The organism is Providencia sp. UF-224 (assembly GCF_058245955.1).
The window spans coordinates 149852-166994 of sequence record NZ_JBSICC010000008.1 but is presented as its reverse complement, the minus strand read 5'-3'; the positions used below and the strand labels follow the sequence as shown (position 1 = coordinate 166994).

The 17143-nt window shown below is 42.6% G+C and carries 13 protein-coding genes; 8 read left to right on the top strand and 5 right to left on the bottom strand.

Features of this window, described 5'->3' with window-relative positions; all coding sequences use genetic code 11:
* Positions 1-882 carry a pilus assembly protein PilM gene (pilM, locus tag AC4IFO_RS10320; RefSeq protein WP_490734061.1) on the bottom strand — a complete coding sequence of 294 codons (882 nt, stop codon included), beginning with the start codon at positions 880-882 and terminating at the stop codon, positions 1-3.
* A gap of 116 nt (positions 883-998) precedes the next feature.
* Between pilM and mrcA the strand changes: the two genes are divergently transcribed.
* A complete protein-coding gene (gene mrcA, locus AC4IFO_RS10315; protein WP_490734059.1) occupies positions 999-3515 on the top strand; it encodes a peptidoglycan glycosyltransferase/peptidoglycan DD-transpeptidase MrcA in 2517 nt (838 codons plus the stop codon).
* A 167-nt stretch (positions 3516-3682) separates the two neighbouring features.
* On the opposite strand, the gene nudE is transcribed toward mrcA, so the two are convergent.
* Positions 3683-4234, bottom strand: coding sequence for an ADP compounds hydrolase NudE (nudE, locus tag AC4IFO_RS10310; protein WP_490734057.1), 552 nt, complete (start codon positions 4232-4234; stop codon positions 3683-3685).
* Positions 4235-4559: 325 nt separating this feature from the next.
* On the opposite strand from nudE, the gene AC4IFO_RS10305 reads away from it, so the two are divergent.
* From AC4IFO_RS10305 to pckA, 4 genes are all read left to right on the top strand, one after another.
* Positions 4560-6659, top strand: coding sequence for an IgaA/UmoB family intracellular growth attenuator (locus tag AC4IFO_RS10305; protein WP_490734055.1), 2100 nt, complete (start codon positions 4560-4562; stop codon positions 6657-6659).
* A gap of 63 nt (positions 6660-6722) precedes the next feature.
* Complete coding sequence (gene hslR / locus AC4IFO_RS10300; RefSeq protein ID WP_490734054.1) at positions 6723-7136, top strand: ribosome-associated heat shock protein Hsp15; 414 nt, start codon at positions 6723-6725, stop codon at positions 7134-7136.
* 36 nt (positions 7137-7172) lie between these two features.
* Complete coding sequence (gene hslO, locus AC4IFO_RS10295; protein ID WP_490734052.1) at positions 7173-8045, top strand: Hsp33 family molecular chaperone HslO; 873 nt, start codon at positions 7173-7175, stop codon at positions 8043-8045.
* A 203-nt stretch (positions 8046-8248) separates the two neighbouring features.
* Positions 8249-9868 carry a phosphoenolpyruvate carboxykinase (ATP) gene (pckA, locus tag AC4IFO_RS10290; protein ID WP_219245241.1) on the top strand — a complete coding sequence of 540 codons (1620 nt, stop codon included), beginning with the start codon at positions 8249-8251 and terminating at the stop codon, positions 9866-9868.
* 63 nt (positions 9869-9931) lie between these two features.
* Here the strand turns inward: pckA and AC4IFO_RS10285 are convergent, their stop codons facing one another.
* Both AC4IFO_RS10285 and AC4IFO_RS10280 read right to left on the bottom strand, forming a co-directional pair.
* Positions 9932-10630: a pirin family protein gene (locus AC4IFO_RS10285; RefSeq protein ID WP_490734050.1), complete on the bottom strand. Its 699-nt coding sequence runs from the start codon at positions 10628-10630 to the stop codon at positions 9932-9934.
* A 506-nt stretch (positions 10631-11136) separates the two neighbouring features.
* On the bottom strand, positions 11137-12336 hold the full coding sequence (locus AC4IFO_RS10280; protein ID WP_490734044.1) for a BaiN/RdsA family NAD(P)/FAD-dependent oxidoreductase: 1200 nt from the start codon (positions 12334-12336) through the stop codon (positions 11137-11139).
* Between the two features lie 376 nt (positions 12337-12712).
* On the opposite strand from AC4IFO_RS10280, the gene pitA reads away from it, so the two are divergent.
* Positions 12713-14203, top strand: coding sequence for an inorganic phosphate transporter PitA (gene pitA, locus AC4IFO_RS10275; protein WP_219245244.1), 1491 nt, complete (start codon positions 12713-12715; stop codon positions 14201-14203).
* A gap of 122 nt (positions 14204-14325) precedes the next feature.
* Here pitA and uspB read toward each other — a convergent pair whose 3' ends face one another.
* Entirely contained in the window at positions 14326-14661 is a 336-nt protein-coding gene (uspB, locus tag AC4IFO_RS10270; protein ID WP_430254992.1) for a universal stress protein UspB, read from the bottom strand.
* 445 nt (positions 14662-15106) lie between these two features.
* Here uspB and uspA point away from each other — a divergent pair, with 445 nt between their 5' ends.
* Entirely contained in the window at positions 15107-15541 is a 435-nt protein-coding gene (gene uspA / locus AC4IFO_RS10265; RefSeq protein WP_219245245.1) for a universal stress protein UspA, read from the top strand.
* Between the two features lie 267 nt (positions 15542-15808).
* Positions 15809-17143, top strand: a complete 1335-nt coding sequence (gene gdhA / locus AC4IFO_RS10260; protein ID WP_219245246.1) for an NADP-specific glutamate dehydrogenase — start codon at positions 15809-15811, stop codon at positions 17141-17143.

The window sequence follows — 17143 nt, the reverse complement described above, 5'->3', positions numbered from 1 at the left end:
TTAAATATCCCTATGGCGCAGCGCGAGCCCAGCAGCTATGACAAAGTCGCCTAATTGACGCGGAAGTTTTAGATTATGGTGTTGAAAGGCTTGTAGTAATTCCCATTTGTGTGATGGCCATTGAAGGTGGCTCTCATGAGCGGTTTGTGGGGTTGCTGTGTCGGGAGGTTGGGCTATATTTGAGTGATCGGTTATGAGGTAAATGGGTAACGCGGAGCCATGGCCTTCTGTTGTTAGATGAGGTAAAAGCTGAGAAAGGGTGGTGATCTCATGGTCTGAAACATGGTTATAATTTGCAGGTAGGCTAATTGGACCTGACCATAACCATTCACCTTGTCTATAATGAACAAGCCAGCATTCGTCAGGTAAGCCACAATAGCGAGCAATGTAGCGTAATGCGATAGGGGCAACATCAATTGCCAGTAAATTAAACCCGCTTTGTGCTAAGAGATTTTGCCAGAAAGCAATATCCGCTTTTCGAGCCCCATTGAGGTAAACTTGTTGGTCGACGACACGATAGTCAATAGTCAGTTCATGAACGTTCATTGGAAAACATTTTTCCGCTTGTGATTGCAGATACCAGCCAAGTTCAGGTTGTTGTAGGTGGACTTGGCTTGGTAATGAAAGTTGTTGTTTTAATGTACGAACAGCGGGTAAGGCGATAGAAACAGCACAGTTTTTCGGTAATTTCTGACGCCACTGTATTAAAAGTTTCAGTAGAATTTGGTGTTGTTCAGGGTCTGAATTATCCGTTATTTCGAAAGGAAATTGCTGCTGCCAACATTCACATAAAGACCAGTATTTTCGACGGCGTTTCGTGGCAACTAACTGAATTTTATTTTGATAAATATCGATCCCAATGTTCCATTTTGATGTGTACATAGTTAATTTCCTTATCATTAACGATTAAATTACATTTTCTATTGTGCTGTATAAGCTTTATACTATGCGTTAGTGATATCTAAACCCTCTTGTTAGCCGAGCATGGGAATTTTCCGGTGAAGTTCGTAAAATATTTTTTTATTCTTGTTTTCTGTTGCATTTTTTTGGGAACCGCCTCGATTTATGGCATGTATAAATATGTCGAAGGGGAGTTACCTGACGTTGCAACCATGAAAGACATTCGTCTGCAAATTCCAATGCAGGTATACAGTGCGGATAATGAGTTGATTGCCCAATATGGCGAAAAACGCCGCATTCCACTCCCATTGGCTGAAATTCCACCATTAATGGTGAAAGCGTTTATCGCAACAGAAGATAGCCGCTTTTATGACCACCATGGTATTGATCCAATTGGTATTTTCCGTGCTGTATCGGTGATGGCGTCATCTGGTCACGCGTCCCAAGGGGCGAGTACCATCACTCAGCAGTTGGCGAGAAACTTCTACCTCAGTCCTGAAAAAACCTTAATGCGCAAAGCCAAAGAAGCATTCTTAGCAATTCGCATCGAACAGCTTTTTTCGAAAGACGAGATTATGGAGCTGTACCTAAATAAAATTTATTTGGGTAACCGTGCTTATGGTGTGGGTGCTGCGGCTTATGTCTACTTTGGAAAAACAGTGAATGAGCTAACTCTGAGTGAGATGGCGATGATTGCTGGATTGCCAAAAGCGCCATCAACATTTAACCCGCTTTATTCTTATGACCGTGCGGTAAATCGCCGTAATGTTGTGCTTTCTCGTATGTTGGAAGAAAAATACATTACTAAAGACCAGTATGAGCAAGCGAGAAACGAGAAAATTGTGGCGTCATACCATGCGCCGAAGATTGATTTCTCTGCGCCTTATCTCGCCGAGATGGCACGCCAAACACTATATGATAAGTATGGTGAAGATGCATATACCGATGGCTATAAAGTGTATACCACTGTGATCCGTAAAGATCAGGAAGCTGCAACAGAAGCGGTTCGCAATAATTTGATCGACTATGACACCCGCCATGGTTATCGTGGTCCTGCTGAAGTGTTATGGAAGCCAACGGAAGCGGCTTGGACATCCGAAAAAATTATTGAAAAACTCAAAAAATCTCCTGTTTATGGGCCGCTAATGCCAGCAGTTGTGCTATCAGCTACTGGCTCTGAAGCGAATGTTATGTTGGCGGATGGTTCAAAAATTGATATTACGATGACCGGTGTACGTTGGGCACGTAAGTTCATTTCGGATACCCAACAAGGTGCATCGCCAAGAGCGGTGAATGCGGTTGTCCAAGCAGGTGAGCAAATTTGGGTACGTAAAGTGAAAGACAACTGGTGGTTAGGGCAAGTTCCTGATGTAAACGCCGCTTTTGTTGCACTTAACCCTAATGATGGTGCGATTATCGCGCTAGTGGGTGGCTTTGATTTTAATATGAGTGAGTTTAACCGTGTGACGCAATCATTGCGCCAAGTGGGCTCAAATATTAAGCCGTTCTTGTATACCGCAGCGATGGATAAAGGGCTTACGCTGTCTTCTTTGCTAAATGACGTGCCAATTAGCCGCTGGGATGCAGGTGCAGGTTCTGACTGGCGCCCGAAAAACTCGCCTCCACGCTATGATGGCCCAATTCGCTTGCGTCAAGGGTTAGGGCAGTCGAAAAACGTGGTAATGGTTCGAGCAATGAGAGCCATGGGCGTTGATTACGCAGCGGATTACTTGATGCGTTTTGGCTTCCCACGTGAAAATATTAACCGCACAGAAGCATTAGCGTTGGGAGCGCCATCCTTTACCCCAATGCAAATGGTGCGTGGTTATGCCGTTATGGTCAATGGGGGGTACCTCGTTGATCCATACTATATTTTGAAGATAGAAAATCATAATGACGAAGTCATTTTTGAAGCGAACCCTAAAATAGCATGCCCAGATTGTACTAATATCCCAGTGATTTACGGTGATACTGAACGCACCATTGAAATGAAAGGGATTGATGACGAGTCTACAGAAGAAGTCACTCAGTCAGGTCGTAATATGGTTAACCAAGAACCAACGATGGAAGTGGCAACGTCTGGCGAAGGCAATGTGGATTTAGGACCTCAGTACGCACCTCATGTGATTGGTACGCCACTCGCGTTCTTAATTCGAGATGCGATGATGACGAATATTTATGGTGAGCCTGGTTGGTCGGGAACGGGTTGGCGGGCAGCTAGAGATTTAGGCGGTCGCCGTGATATTGGTGGTAAAACAGGAACCACTAATAGCTCAAAAGACGCTTGGTTTTCTGGTTATGGTCCAGATGTGGTGGCATCAGCGTGGATTGGCTTTGATGATAATAAACGCACACTTGGGCGAGGGGAAGCTGGAGCGAAAAGTGCTCAGCCAATGTGGGATGATTTTATGAAATCAATTCTGGCTGGTGTTCCAGTGAAAACCATGAAGCCACCGAAAGGGGTTATCTCGGTGTCCATTGACAGTCGTACAGGAAAATTAGGTTCTTCACGTCGTGAGTATTTTATCGAAGGAACTGAACCTAAAGAGTATTCTGTACAAGAGGTGGGAACAACTATTTCAACTGAAGGTGGCGCTAGCCAAGAATTGTTCTAAGAAAAAAGTGGTTAGCAATATCTTAATGAGCACCCCATTGTTATTAAAACATGGGGTGTTTTTTTATAAAAACACATTAAATGAGTATTATCTGCTTGTCATATGGCGTGCAGGTGTAGAAAATAAGCGTGACTTATATAAAATGCACACACAAAAAATAAGTAAGTTTACTTACTACTTTTTAAGTAACGTTCTAAGTAAAAAAGTGCGCTAATATTCCTAGCTTCATTGAAGTCAGGGTGCTCTAGCAATTCCATCATGCGTGCAATTGGCCATCTAACTTGTTGTAGAGGTTCAGGTTCATCACCTTCTAGTTTTTCACTGTAGAGGTCTTGCGCAACTAATATGTTCATTTTGCTAGAAAAATAGGATGGTGACATCGTTAATTTTGCAAGCTGAGTAATGTGCTTAGCACCATAGCCGATTTCTTCTTTAAGTTCGCGCTGAGCTGCTTCAAGTGCAATTTCGCCAGGATCGATAGCACCTTTCGGAAAACCGAGTTCGTAGTTTTCAATCCCAACGGCGTATTCGCGAATAAGGATTAGGCTGTCGCCGATGATAGGTATGATGAGAACCGCTTCGCGTTTAGCTGGGCGCATTCTTTCATAGACTCGTTTTTCACCGTTGCTGAATTCGAGATCAACTGACTGGATACTGAATAATTTTGATTGAGCAACATCTTGAACATTCAAGATTTTAGGTTTTTTTAGCTCTGTCATAATGATTTCCAAACAAGATGGGTGAAATCTATTGCTAAAAGCATATTTCATTTATGTATTTGGTTCTTTTACTCGGCGTTGTCAATAGTATGACAACATCCTGTCACTATGACCTATATCAAAAAAAAATGATAGAGATGATCGAGTAGATAAAATACTGTTAGTATGTTTGGCGCATAAAAATAGCACAGATAAATAAATAAAATATTTTTTTACAACATATTGTAAATTAAAACAAAAACTATAAATAGAATAGGAATTGGCTTATTTTGAGAAAGCAGCATGGTTGCTATGCTTTTCTTATTCATTTTCAGTTGGGGAAACAATGTTAAATCATGTCATTATAACGGCTATAATTGTTATCAGCCTAACTATAATGGCTTCCTTCCTGTATTTCAGGCGGGGGCGGCATTCGGGTGTCTATCAGATACCTTCTGTAGCCTCACCTTCCTTTCGGAAAATGATTGACTCGGATTACCAGACAATTTCTCAGTACTTAAATTATTGCGCTTCCGTTTCAAATAACTCCTCGCAAAAAGCATGGCAAATAAAGAAAAACTCGACAATAGCGACAATTTGCCATTCGGTGACTCGCTTTAATTTACGCCAAGAACAAGGGAATAGTTGGCGTTATTTTATCGATACGGTCGAAGTACAAATGCCATCTCAATTGGAACCGTATTTACAACGGCAAAATGTGATGGAAATCGTAGATACCGACCACTTGCCATTAGTTGTATCAATAAACAGCCACTCATTGAGGGATTTTAGTCATGAGTGGTCAGCAAAATCTGTCTCCGACACCGTTTTGCCAGAAGCGGCAATCAAAGAGCGTGGGCAACATAATGTGGAGCTACTGCGCGTTCGTCAGGAAACCGCCGAAGAGCACCGTTTACATAACTCGACAGGATGGCTCGGTGCAGGGCTGATTTGTCTAAGTTTTTTATTAGGTTACCTCACCTTAATCTCTATTCGATTGTTACAGGGCTGGGGGCTTGTGGGGACGTTGCTGGTTTTTGCTATTGGCGCACTGGTATTATTTCGTTCGCGAATGTTTCCACGTAAATACCAAGATATTCAATGTATTTATGGGCAGCCGAAGCGCTGGGAGTTGTATGGCGAGCTTGATAAAAAGTATTCAACTAACGCATCAATCGGCGGCGTTGATTTGCATTACCCATCACACTGGGAAGAGTATTTAAAATACGAATCTAATCGTCCTGTTAATATCGATTTTTACCCAACAGGAGAGGTGGTTCGTCATGGGCAATATTTGTCCTTACACGAAGAAGAGCGTTACTACCCTTACAAACGATATAAAAAAAATGTCCTGATGCTGATAGGTGCTTTATTGGTTATTGCACTGGTGTTTTCATATCAATCCATGAGTTTACCCATTAAATTGGGTTTTGCTTGGTTTGGGGGGACACAAAAAGTGAATGTGACAGAGGTGAGTGAGTTACTCTCCTATGATCTTAAAGTGGGTGACACGCTCACCGCACAAGGTAAGGGGATGTGTTATCGCCCACCTAATTTGAACGACGCGAACCAAGCGCAATTTGTTCCATTTGATTGTTCGGGTATTTATTGGAACAGTGTGAATTTGTCGACAGAGCCACAGTCTGAGATTGCAGATCAATCTATTTCTTTATTGAATACCGTTAAAAATCAGTTGCACCCAGATAAAAATGCGATTGGTGTGAACCCTAGGTTGCAGCGCGATATTATGAAATCGGGGATGAATATTATCTTTGATTTTACGGCTATTATTATGCAAACAGACCAATTGTGCCATGATAGCAATGCATGTTTAAAACTCAAAAATGCCCTGACAAACCTTGGCAGTACTGATGAATGGACGACATTAGTAACGAAGGCCTCATCAGGAAAATTAAGTGGTGCGCATGTTTTATTACGTGCAGGAAGTGCTGAGGCCTTGGAAAACATCGTCGAAGACACCACATATGACTTTATCAGGAAAGAAATAGACAAAGAAGTGCGTAAAATTAACAGCCCTCCGCCCGGTGGTGTCTTGTTTGTCAGTGATGAAAACAAGCCGTTAGTGGATTTAATGGCGGGCCCATCGTTTAATTTTAATGAGTTATCGCAATTACAACGTTGGGAAGAACTCAATCGATTATCGAATTTGTTGAGTAATACCCCTTTTAACGTGGAAGGGATTGTGACCAACTTATCGACGGATGCTAATGGCACACTGCATATTGTGCTACATGAAGAGCCAAACGAAGATATTGTCTCTCAGTATGTTTGTAGTACGCTTTTTGTTTTGTTTCTTATCCTTTGTGCGTTACTTAATGGCTCGCTAATTGTGTTCCGTATTTTGAATAATAAGAAGCGATTACGTAATATTACGCAATATTACGATAAATGCTTTGAGGCTAATAACCCTTCCAATCGTCATTAGCATTACCCCGTAATGGTGGGAGCCTCATTTTAGTTTGATTCAGACTGATTGTGAGGAGACACCATGAATCAACCCTCTATAGAACCTGTTCGCCTCGATAAGTGGCTTTGGGCTGCGCGTTTTTATAAAACACGCTCTATGGCTCGTGAAATGATTGATGGGGGAAAAGTTCATTATAATGGGCAAAGAACTAAGCCCGGTAAAATAGTTGAACTTCACGCATTGGTGAAGCTGAGGCAGGGAAATGAGGAGCGAACGATTGAAATCCTTGAAATTAGTAGCCAGCGCAGAGGTGCCCCTGAAGCCCAGCGGCTTTACTGTGAAACCACAGAAAGTATTGAGCAGCGAGAAAAAATAGCGTTAGCGCGCAAAATGAACGCCTTAACGATGCCGCACCCAGAGCGTCGTCCAGATAAAAAAGAGCGACGTACTCTGCTTAAATTTAAACAAACGAATTCTCATGAGTCATCCGAATGATGGCCTGAGCAACAGCCCGAGCAATAGAGAGAAATTATGTCAAAACAAGACCAACTCCACCGTTTTCTGTTTGAACAGCATTCCGTCCGTGGAGAAATGATTAGTGTCGATGAGACCTACGAGCAAATTTTAGAAAATCATGACTACCCTACCGCAGTCAAAGGCTTATTGGGCGAGCTGCTTGTTGCTACGAGTTTATTAACGGCAACGTTGAAATTTGATGGTGATATTACCGTTCAAATTCAAGGCGATGGCCCCGTTAAAATGGCAGTCATTAATGGCAACAACCTACAACAAATGCGCGGTGTTGCACGTGTTGATGGCCCTGTTGTTGCAGGCAGTACGCTTAATCAAATGATTGGCGATGGCTTTATGGTCATTACTATCACCCCTAATCAAGGTGAGCGTTATCAAGGGATTGTGGCGATTGAAGGCAATTCCATCGAAGAAAGTATCGATGCGTACTTCCGCCAATCAGAGCAGTTACCAACCCGTTTATTTATTCGTGTGGGTGAAGTTGATGGCAAAATGAGTGCGGGTGGGATGTTACTGCAAGTTTTACCTGCTGCTGATGAGAACAGTCACGATTTCTTTGATCACTTAGTGCAACTGACGGCAACGATTAAAGGCCAAGAGCTGAGCACACTGGGCGTTAAAGAGGTTTTACACCGTCTTTATCACGAAGAAGATGTCACATTATATGACCCGCAATCTGTAGAGTTTCGTTGCACCTGTTCAAGGGAACGTTGTGAAAGCACATTAGCAACTTTACCTAAAGAGGATGTTATCGACATTTTGCACAAAGATGGAAAAATTGATATGGAATGTGAATTTTGTGGCTCACACTACGTATTTATTGAATCCGATATTGAAGGGTTAAATGATGAGCGAAATCAGCAACTTCACTGATACGATTTAGCAACCTAATTATGTGATGAGGGTGCAATTCTGCACCTTTTTTTTATAATTTTAAAGCATTATTACGTGCTCTAAGTCTCATTATGAATTAAAAAAAATTATACATTTTCAATTCTTTGATAACTATCGCTGTTAATTAGTCGTAAAGAATTATGATCATCTGCAGATTAGTTATGTTTACCAGGAGCAATATAATGAGCGCTAAAAGCATTACCCTGAAGGAACTTGAAAAGTACGGTATTCATGATGTAGCTGAAGTGGTTTATAACCCAAGTTACGAGCTATTATTCACGGAAGAAACTAAGCCAGGACTCGAAGGTTATGAACGCGGCACGGTCACCACATTAGGTGCGGTTGCGGTAGATACAGGTATTTTTACGGGTCGTTCACCAAAAGACAAATATATCGTTCGTGATGATGTCACTCGCGATACTGTCTGGTGGGCAGACCAAGGTAAAGGTAAGAACGATAACAAACCGATGTCACAAGAAGTGTGGGCTGATTTAAAGCACATTGTGACAGAGCAACTGTCTGGCAAACGTTTGTTTATCATTGATGCATTCTGTGGTGCAAACGCAGATACACGTCTGAAAGTCCGCTTTATCACAGAAGTCGCATGGCAAGCGCACTTCGTTAAAAACATGTTCATTCGTCCATCAGATGAAGAGTTAGTTGGCTTTGAACCTGATTTTATCGTGATGAACGGTGCAAAATGCACTAACCCGAACTGGAAAGCACAAGGTCTGAACTCAGAAAACTTTGTGGCGTTCAACTTAACTGAGCGTATGCAGTTAATCGGTGGCTCTTGGTACGGCGGCGAAATGAAAAAAGGCATGTTCTCAATGATGAACTACCTGCTGCCATTAAAAGGCATCGCTTCTATGCACTGTTCAGCGAACGTTGGCGAAAAAGGCGACGTTGCGATTTTCTTCGGTTTATCAGGCACGGGTAAAACCACGCTGTCTACCGATCCGAAACGTAAGTTAATCGGTGATGATGAGCACGGCTGGGATGATGACGGCGTATTTAACTTCGAAGGTGGTTGCTACGCAAAAACTATCAACCTATCTAAAGAAGCTGAGCCAGACATCTACGGCGCAATCAAGCGTGATGCATTACTTGAAAACGTCATGGTATTAGCAGACGGCACCGTTGATTTCAATGATGGTTCGAAAACGGAAAATACCCGTGTTTCTTACCCGATTTACCACATTGAAAACATCGTAAAACCTGTTTCTAAAGCAGGCCATGCAACAAAAGTTATCTTCCTGACGGCAGATGCATTTGGTGTGTTACCACCGGTTTCTCGTTTGACCCCTGAGCAAACTCAGTATCACTTCCTGTCTGGTTTCACCGCGAAATTAGCGGGCACAGAGCGTGGTGTGACTGAGCCAACGCCTACGTTCTCAGCGTGTTTCGGCGCAGCATTCTTATCACTGCACCCAACACAATACGCAGAAGTATTAGTTAAGCGTATGGAAGCCGCGGGTGCGAAAGCGTACTTAGTGAACACAGGTTGGAACGGAACAGGTAAACGTATCTCCATTAAAGATACCCGCGCCATCATTGATGCAATCTTAAGTGGCGACATCGAAAAAGCCGATACCATTAAGCTGCCAGTCTTCGATTTAGAAGTCCCTACAGCATTACCAGGCGTGGATACCAATATCCTCGACCCACGTAATACTTATGCAGATAAAGCGCAGTGGGATGAGAAGGCGAAGGATTTAGCGAACCGTTTCGTGAATAACTTCGATAAATACACAGACACGCCAGCAGGTGCTGCTTTAGTAAAAGCAGGTCCAAAACTGTAATTTGCGAATGTGTTTTGTGTTATAGAAAAAGGCGCTACAGTGTAGCGCCTTTTTTGTGGGTGATTATTCAGCAGAAGGCAGGTCGAATAACAGAATTTCGCTATCTTCATCCGCCTTGATGGTTAAGCGAGTTTCTTCCCAAATCGCTAAACCATCACTGGTAGAGGTTTTTTGACCGTTAATTTCAACGGTGCCTTTGACAACTTGGATCCACACTACCCGTTTTTCGGCGATCTCGTGGGTTTGTACATCGTTTGCAGGCAATGCCCAGCGCCATAATTCCATGTCTTGATACACTTTCAGTGAACCGTCACGGGCGTCTGGTGACAGAACCAATTGTTTACCATCGAGTGAATCAAAGCGTTTTTGCTCATAACGTGGCTCAATGCCTGTTTTTTCAGGAATGATCCAAATTTGGTACAGATGCAGCTCTTTATCACTGTTCGGGTTGTACTCTGAGTGGCGAATACCCGTACCTGCACTCATAATTTGGAATTCACCCGCTGGAATTTGCTCCATGTTGCCCATGCTGTCTTTGTGTTCGACGGCACCATTAAGCACATAGGTCAAAATCTCCATGTCTTTATGGGGGTGAGTACCAAAACCTTGGCCCGCGGCAATAAAGTCTTCGTTAATCACTCTCAGTGCTGAAAAACCCATAAATTTTTCATCATAGTAGCTGGAGAATGAAAAAGTGTGCCAGCTGTCGAGCCAACCATGGTTAGCATGACCACGTTCATTTGCTTTGCGTAAATAGATCATCGTGTTATCTCCTAGTTGGATACCCAACCGTGGTTGAACTTCTCTCTAAATCAATTGCAGACAGTTTAACCGTTTTGCTAAGAGAGAAAAGTAGCTGCCATTAACCATAGGATCCAAAAAATTTGAACAAGTAGGTTTGAGATAAGTGAAGAAAATGAATAGAAAATGATGCTGTGGAAGTTTTAACCAATTAACCCATGACGCAGATAAAAAAATAGCCAGCGCAAGGCTGGCTAAAGTAAACACTGGAAGCAATGTGAGCAATGTCGTACTCCCTACAATAGGTGACTAAGTAACCATATCAAGGAAGTGATGATAATGATAATAGTTATCACTATCGTTTGTAAAGCATTATTTTTAACCAAAATAATATATCTTATAATTAAAACCGCAATTATATGATTTCTATGAAATTAAATATTAACCATTATTTTTCAATGGATTAAGGGAAATTTGGTTAAAAGGATACAAACAAAGAAACATCGCTAATATTGGTTAACCTTAAATTAACTATGGTTAATGGGCAGGCTTTCGGCACACGCTGCCGCTGAACTCCAAGCCCATTGGAAGTTATAACCACCTAGCCAGCCGGTGACATCGACGACCTCGCCAATAAAATATAACCCTTCGGTTTTCAGTGAACCCATTGTTTTTGATGATATTTCATGGGTGTCAACTCCCCCTAAGGTCACCTCTGCGGTGCGGTAGCCTTCTGTCCCGTTGGGTTGGACTTGCCAAGCATGTAGGGTGTTATGCAGCGCTTCAATTTGTGGGTGGTTCAATTGCTTTAGGGCACACTCAGGGATTTGCCCTTGTGCTTGCATGATTTCAATTAACCGCTTAGGCAACAGTTTTGCGAGAGTGTTTTTTAAGGATTGATTCGGGTGTTCTTGTTTTTCTTCCATTAAAAAATCACTCAGCGAAAGGTTTGGAAGTAAGTTAATACTCACATACTCACCGGGGTTCCAATAGCTAGAAATCTGCAAAATAGCGGGGCCTGAGAGGCCGCGATGGGTAAATAGGATATTTTCTTTAAATAGCGTTCCGTCAGCCGCTGTCACAGTTGCCGCGACAGAGATCCCTGAGAGCACTTGCAGGGCTTCTAGAAGCGGTTTATGCAGTGTAAATGGGACAAGGCCAGCACGGGTTGGAATAATCGAGTGGCCAAATTGCTCTGCTAAACGGTAGCCAAATGGGGTAGCACCTAAGCCCGGCATGGACAATCCACCTGTAGCGACAACCAGTGAGCGAGCATTTACTTGGCTTCCATTCACGGTGACGAGAAAGCCCTCTGGTGTTTTTTCGACAGCAGTGACTTCACTACGGAGCTTTATCGAAATGTTCGGCAAATTACATTCGCTTTGCAGCATATCGACAATATCTTGCGCACTGTTGTCGCAAAAAAGCTGCCCTAAGGTTTTCTCATGGTATGGAATATTATATTTGGCGACTAAGCCGATAAAATCCCATTGTGTATAGCGAGCAAGTGCTGACTTACAAAAATGGGGGTTTGTGGAAATATAGTTGCTGTGCTCAGCGTACATATTCGTGAAATTGCAGCGCCCGCCTCCGGACATCAATATTTTTCTGCCTAATTTTTTGCCGTTATCAAGGACGAGGGTGTTCAGTCCGCGTTTACCTGCGAGCGAAGCACAAAATAGGCCTGCGGCACCTGCACCTAAAATAATAACGTCGATATTTTTCACGATTAGTTTCTCTATAGCTATTTGATTTTCAGCATAATTACATTATGAATGTGGGTATTTTACGTCATCTTGAGATAGTTGTAATGTAAAGCTTCGAGCGAGATCAGATGAAAAGTGTGCAAGACGTATTATAATTAGAAAAATTCGCTCAAAAAGAGCAAATAACTTTTATTTTCGGGAAATATCGTTAAAAAAGTTTCAAAAATTCAGAATAACTTTGTTTTGACTAATGCATTGAAATATATGGAGTAATTACTATGAGGTACTTTTTTGATGGGTAGTTAAATCAAAAAAAGGTTAGATTTTGCTTCCACCGCCAGCGTTTGTCACTGATAATGCGCCGCGTTCATGTCCAACATATAATGGCTTAACGTCTATGCTACATCTTTTTACAGGTTTAGAATTTCATACAGGTCTATTATTAGTTCTAGCACTGTTATTTGTGCTGGTCTATGAGGCTATAAATGGCTTCCATGACACCGCTAACGCGGTAGCAACGGTTATTTATACCAGAGCAATGCGGGCACAGTTCGCAGTTGTCATGGCAGGGGTTTTTAACTTTTTTGGTGTCTTGCTGGGAGGGTTGAGCGTTGCCTACGCGATTGTCCACCTCTTACCAACAGACCTCTTGCTTAATGTGAGTTCCGCTCACGGCCTTGCAATGGTCTTCTCATTGCTACTGGCTGCAATTATTTGGAACCTCGGAACGTGGTACTTAGGTATCCCAGCGTCCAGTTCCCATACACTGATTGGTGCCATTATCGGGGTGGGTTTAACCAACGCGATAGTGACAGACTCATCCGTGGTTGACGCCTTGAATATACCGAAAATGATCAGTATTTTCATGTCGTTAATTCTTTCTCCAGCGATCGGTTTCGTGATTGCCGGTTTGATGATTTTCTTTTTACGCCGTTATTGGAGCGGAACAAAGAAACGTCGCCGTATTCACTTAACACCTGCAGAACGTGAGAAAAAAGATGGTAAGCGTAAGCCACCATTTTGGACCCGTACCGCGCTAATTTTATCTGCGGTTGGTGTTAGCTTCTCGCACGGTGCGAACGATGGACAGAAAGGTATCGGTCTTATCATGCTTGTGCTGATTGGTGTTGCGCCAGCAGGTTTCGTCATGAATATGAACTCGAACGGTTATGATATCGCGAGAACCCATGATGCTGTAGTCCACCTGCAACAATACTATGAAACACATAAACCTGCATTAAACCACGCGATAGAAAATGCCCCGGCAGTTGCTGAAAGTAGCACTGAGCCAGGTGGTGAATTCCATTGCGATAGTTCACGTACAGGTGCAATTTTAAATCAAGCTCAGACGATGCTAAACGGCATTCAGAGCTACGAAGAGTTAACACCTGACCAACGTAACCATGCACGCCGTTTATTGATGTGTATCTCTGATACAGCGAATGCGGTAGCGAAATTACCTGAAACCAATGCAAAAGATGCAAGCTTACTGAAAAAACTCAGTAATGACCTGCTGTATACCGTTGAGTATGCACCTCTGTGGATCATCATTGCGGTTGCTTTAGCCCTGTCTTTAGGCACCATGTTCGGTTGGCAGCGTGTTGCGGTCACAATCGGTGAGAAAATCGGTAAGAAAGGCATGACCTACGCACAAGGTGTTTCCGCGCAGGTGACAGCGGCAGTGTCGATTGGTGTGGCGAGTTATACCGGGATGCCAGTTTCAACAACCCAAGTATTATCTTCAGCAGTGGCTGGGACCATGGTTGTTGATGGCGGCGGTGTACAGACTAAAACAATCAAAAGTATTGCATTAGCGTGGTTACTGACTTTACCAGTGTCGATTGTCTTATCTGGTGGGTTGTACTGGCTATCTCTGCTGTTTATCTAACAGCACTTCACTTGGCTTCACCGTTGTGAAGCCGTCGAAAGTGACATGAACACAGCGATATAAAAACACCAAATAGTGATGATCGTAAGGTCATCACTATTTTTTTACCTCAAGAAAGCCTGCTAGCCTGCCATTAACAAATAAACTAAGCTGACGACAACAAGAATACTAAGCCGGCTTATTGTCATAAACTGCTTACGAATTCGCTCACAACGGGCAATGACTTCAGGGTCATAATGCTCAAGATACTGTTTGCTATTGATGTATCGGACAAGCCGAAGTTGTTTGTTCAGTTGGCCATGGGTGGTGAAAAAACCATTCCCATCAACGGATTGGTAGAGTAGCGGATCAGAATCCCGCAAAATAGACAATAAAACGCGAATAGATGAAAAATAACGCATCATATTTAAGATGCATAAAATGCAGAGTGCCCAAAATAAAGCAATCATACTGAACATAATCCCCTCCTTAGAAACCCAGCTCACAGCACTTGTCAAAAAGGAAATACAGCAAGATATTTTATTTATACTCAGTCATTTCATTGTAGGATAAATAACCGCTTAAAAAAAGAGCAACCCCCACAAATTTTTGATTACTTTTTGTTTCTATTGAAAAAATACTTTATTGCTACTTATCATTGGGTATCACACTTTAGCGTGAAATTATGTTGTTTTTTGTCTGTGAAAGTGTAGCCATAACTCGAATTGTTTAGGTGAATATATTAATATTGAATGAATGATGTTATTGTTTTATAAAATGTTATAGACGCTTATGATTTTAAGGTTAATCTGCTTAGATGTGATCAACACAACACTTAATTATCACAATTAGCAGGTATAGTATTATTAAGATGTGGTGAAGGCATAACCACTGGATTAATCAGCATTCGGAAGGAGTTTACTTATGGCTTACAAACATATTCTTGTTGCGGTAGATTTATCACCTGAAAGTAAAGTATTACTGGATAAGGCTGTCTCTATGGCAAAACCTTACGGTGCCAAAGTCTCCATGATCCATGTTGATGTTAACTATTCAGACCTGTACACCGGCCTTATCGATGTCAATTTAGGTGACATGCAGCAGCGTATCACAGATGAAACGCGTAATGCTCTGAAAGACTTAGCCGCAGGTGCAGGTTATGAAATGCAAGAAACCCTAAGTGGTAGCGGCGATCTCGGCCAAGTATTGGTTGATGCGATTAAAAAATATGACATGGACTTAGTGGTCTGTGGTCACCACCAAGATTTCTGGAGCAAGCTGATGTCATCTGCTCGTCAGTTAATCAATACAGTTCATGTGGATATGTTGATTGTTCCGTTAAATGACGACGAAGAATAATCTACCTTCTTCAATTTGAAATATTATTCACTGAAAACGCTTGCTTATGCAGGCGTTTTTTTTGTGTCAAAATATGTCATTCAAGGTAGATATTGGCAGGTCAAGCAATTTTTTTTGCATTATAGTGAAAAAAAACCTTGAATTTAGAATACAAACTAATGATATATTCAATAGGCAAAACACAAATCAACCTCACATTTCCTAAAAATAATGACAAGAAAGAGTGAGGCACATCACAACAACCACACGTTAAAAAGGAAGACATAGATGACACAATCACTATCTTCATTCTTGGAGTCTGTCCAAAAAAGAGACCCTTCACAACCGGAATTCCTACAAGCGGTGCGTGAAGTATTCACTTCCCTTTGGCCATTCCTTGAGCAAAATGCAAAATACCGTGACCAAGCCCTGCTTGAGCGCTTTGTTGAACCCGAAAGAGTGATCCAATTCCGTGTGTGTTGGATGGACGACCAAGGCAAAGTCCAAGTCAACCGCGCATGGCGTGTGCAATTTAGCTCAGCCATCGGTCCATTCAAAGGCGGTATGCGCTTCCACCCATCAGTTAACTTATCCATTCTGAAATTCCTAGGCTTCGAGCAAACACTGAAAAACGCACTGACTACCTTACCAATGGGTGGTGGTAAAGGCGGTTCAGACTTCGATCCTAAAGGGAAAAGTACGGGTGAAGTAATGCGTTTTTGCCAAGCATTGATGACAGAACTGTATCGCCATATTGGCTCAAACACTGACGTGCCTGCGGGTGACATTGGTGTGGGTGCACGTGAAGTTGGCTTTATGACGGGTATGATGAAAAAGCTGTCTAACGACACTTCTTGCGTATTTACGGGTAAAGGCCTGTCTTTTGGCGGTAGCTTAATTCGCCCTGAAGCAACGGGTTACGGCTTAGTATACTTCACTAACGCAATGTTACAGCGCCATGGTTTAAGTTTCGATGGTATGCGTGTTGCGGTTTCAGGTTCGGGTAACGTAGCACAGTACACCATTGAAAAATGTATGGAACTGGGCGCGAAAGTGGTTACTGCATCTGACTCTAGCGGTACAGTGGTTGATGAAGCGGGCTTTACTGCGGAAAAACTTGCACGTTTAGAAGAGATTAAAAACAACTACGGTCGTGTTGAAGAATACGCGAAAGAGTTTGGTTTAACTTACTTAGCGGGCCAGCAACCATGGAATGTTCCTGTTGATATCGCACTGCCATGTGCAACACAAAATGAGCTGGATGTTGAAGCGGCGAAAGTGTTAATCAAAAATGGCGTTAAAGCGGTCGCAGAAGGCGCAAACATGCCAACCACTATTCCTGCAACAGAGCTGTTCCTTGAAGCGGGTGTGTTATTTGCACCAGGTAAAGCCGCTAACGCAGGCGGTGTGGCAACTTCTGGTCTGGAAATGGCGCAGAACGCGGCTCGTCTTGGCTGGAAAGCAGAGAAAGTCGATGCGCGCTTACACCACATCATGTTGGATATTCACCACCACTGTGTTGAGTTTGGCGGTGAAGGAAAACAAATTAACTATGTTCAAGGCGCGAACATCGCGGGCTTTGTAAAAGTCGCTGATGCAATGCTTGGGCAGGGTGTGTTGTAA

Bases quoted from the DNA above. Each gene is read 5' to 3' on its own strand.
- uspB (WP_430254992.1), bottom strand. From the start codon at position 14,661: ATGTTCAGTATGATTGCTTTATTTTGGGCACTCTGCATTTTATGCATC.
- AC4IFO_RS10305 (WP_490734055.1), top strand. From the start codon at position 4,560: ATGTTAAATCATGTCATTATAACGGCTATAATTGTTATCAGCCTAACT.
- pilM (WP_490734061.1), bottom strand. From the start codon at position 882: ATGTACACATCAAAATGGAACATTGGGATCGATATTTATCAAAATAAA.
- nudE (WP_490734057.1), bottom strand. From the start codon at position 4,234: ATGACAGAGCTAAAAAAACCTAAAATCTTGAATGTTCAAGATGTTGCT.
- AC4IFO_RS10285 (WP_490734050.1), bottom strand. From the start codon at position 10,630: ATGATCTATTTACGCAAAGCAAATGAACGTGGTCATGCTAACCATGGT.
- hslO (WP_490734052.1), top strand. From the start codon at position 7,173: ATGTCAAAACAAGACCAACTCCACCGTTTTCTGTTTGAACAGCATTCC.
- pckA (WP_219245241.1), top strand. From the start codon at position 8,249: ATGAGCGCTAAAAGCATTACCCTGAAGGAACTTGAAAAGTACGGTATT.
- pitA (WP_219245244.1), top strand. From the start codon at position 12,713: ATGCTACATCTTTTTACAGGTTTAGAATTTCATACAGGTCTATTATTA.
- hslR (WP_490734054.1), top strand. From the start codon at position 6,723: ATGAATCAACCCTCTATAGAACCTGTTCGCCTCGATAAGTGGCTTTGG.
- uspA (WP_219245245.1), top strand. From the start codon at position 15,107: ATGGCTTACAAACATATTCTTGTTGCGGTAGATTTATCACCTGAAAGT.
- gdhA (WP_219245246.1), top strand. From the start codon at position 15,809: ATGACACAATCACTATCTTCATTCTTGGAGTCTGTCCAAAAAAGAGAC.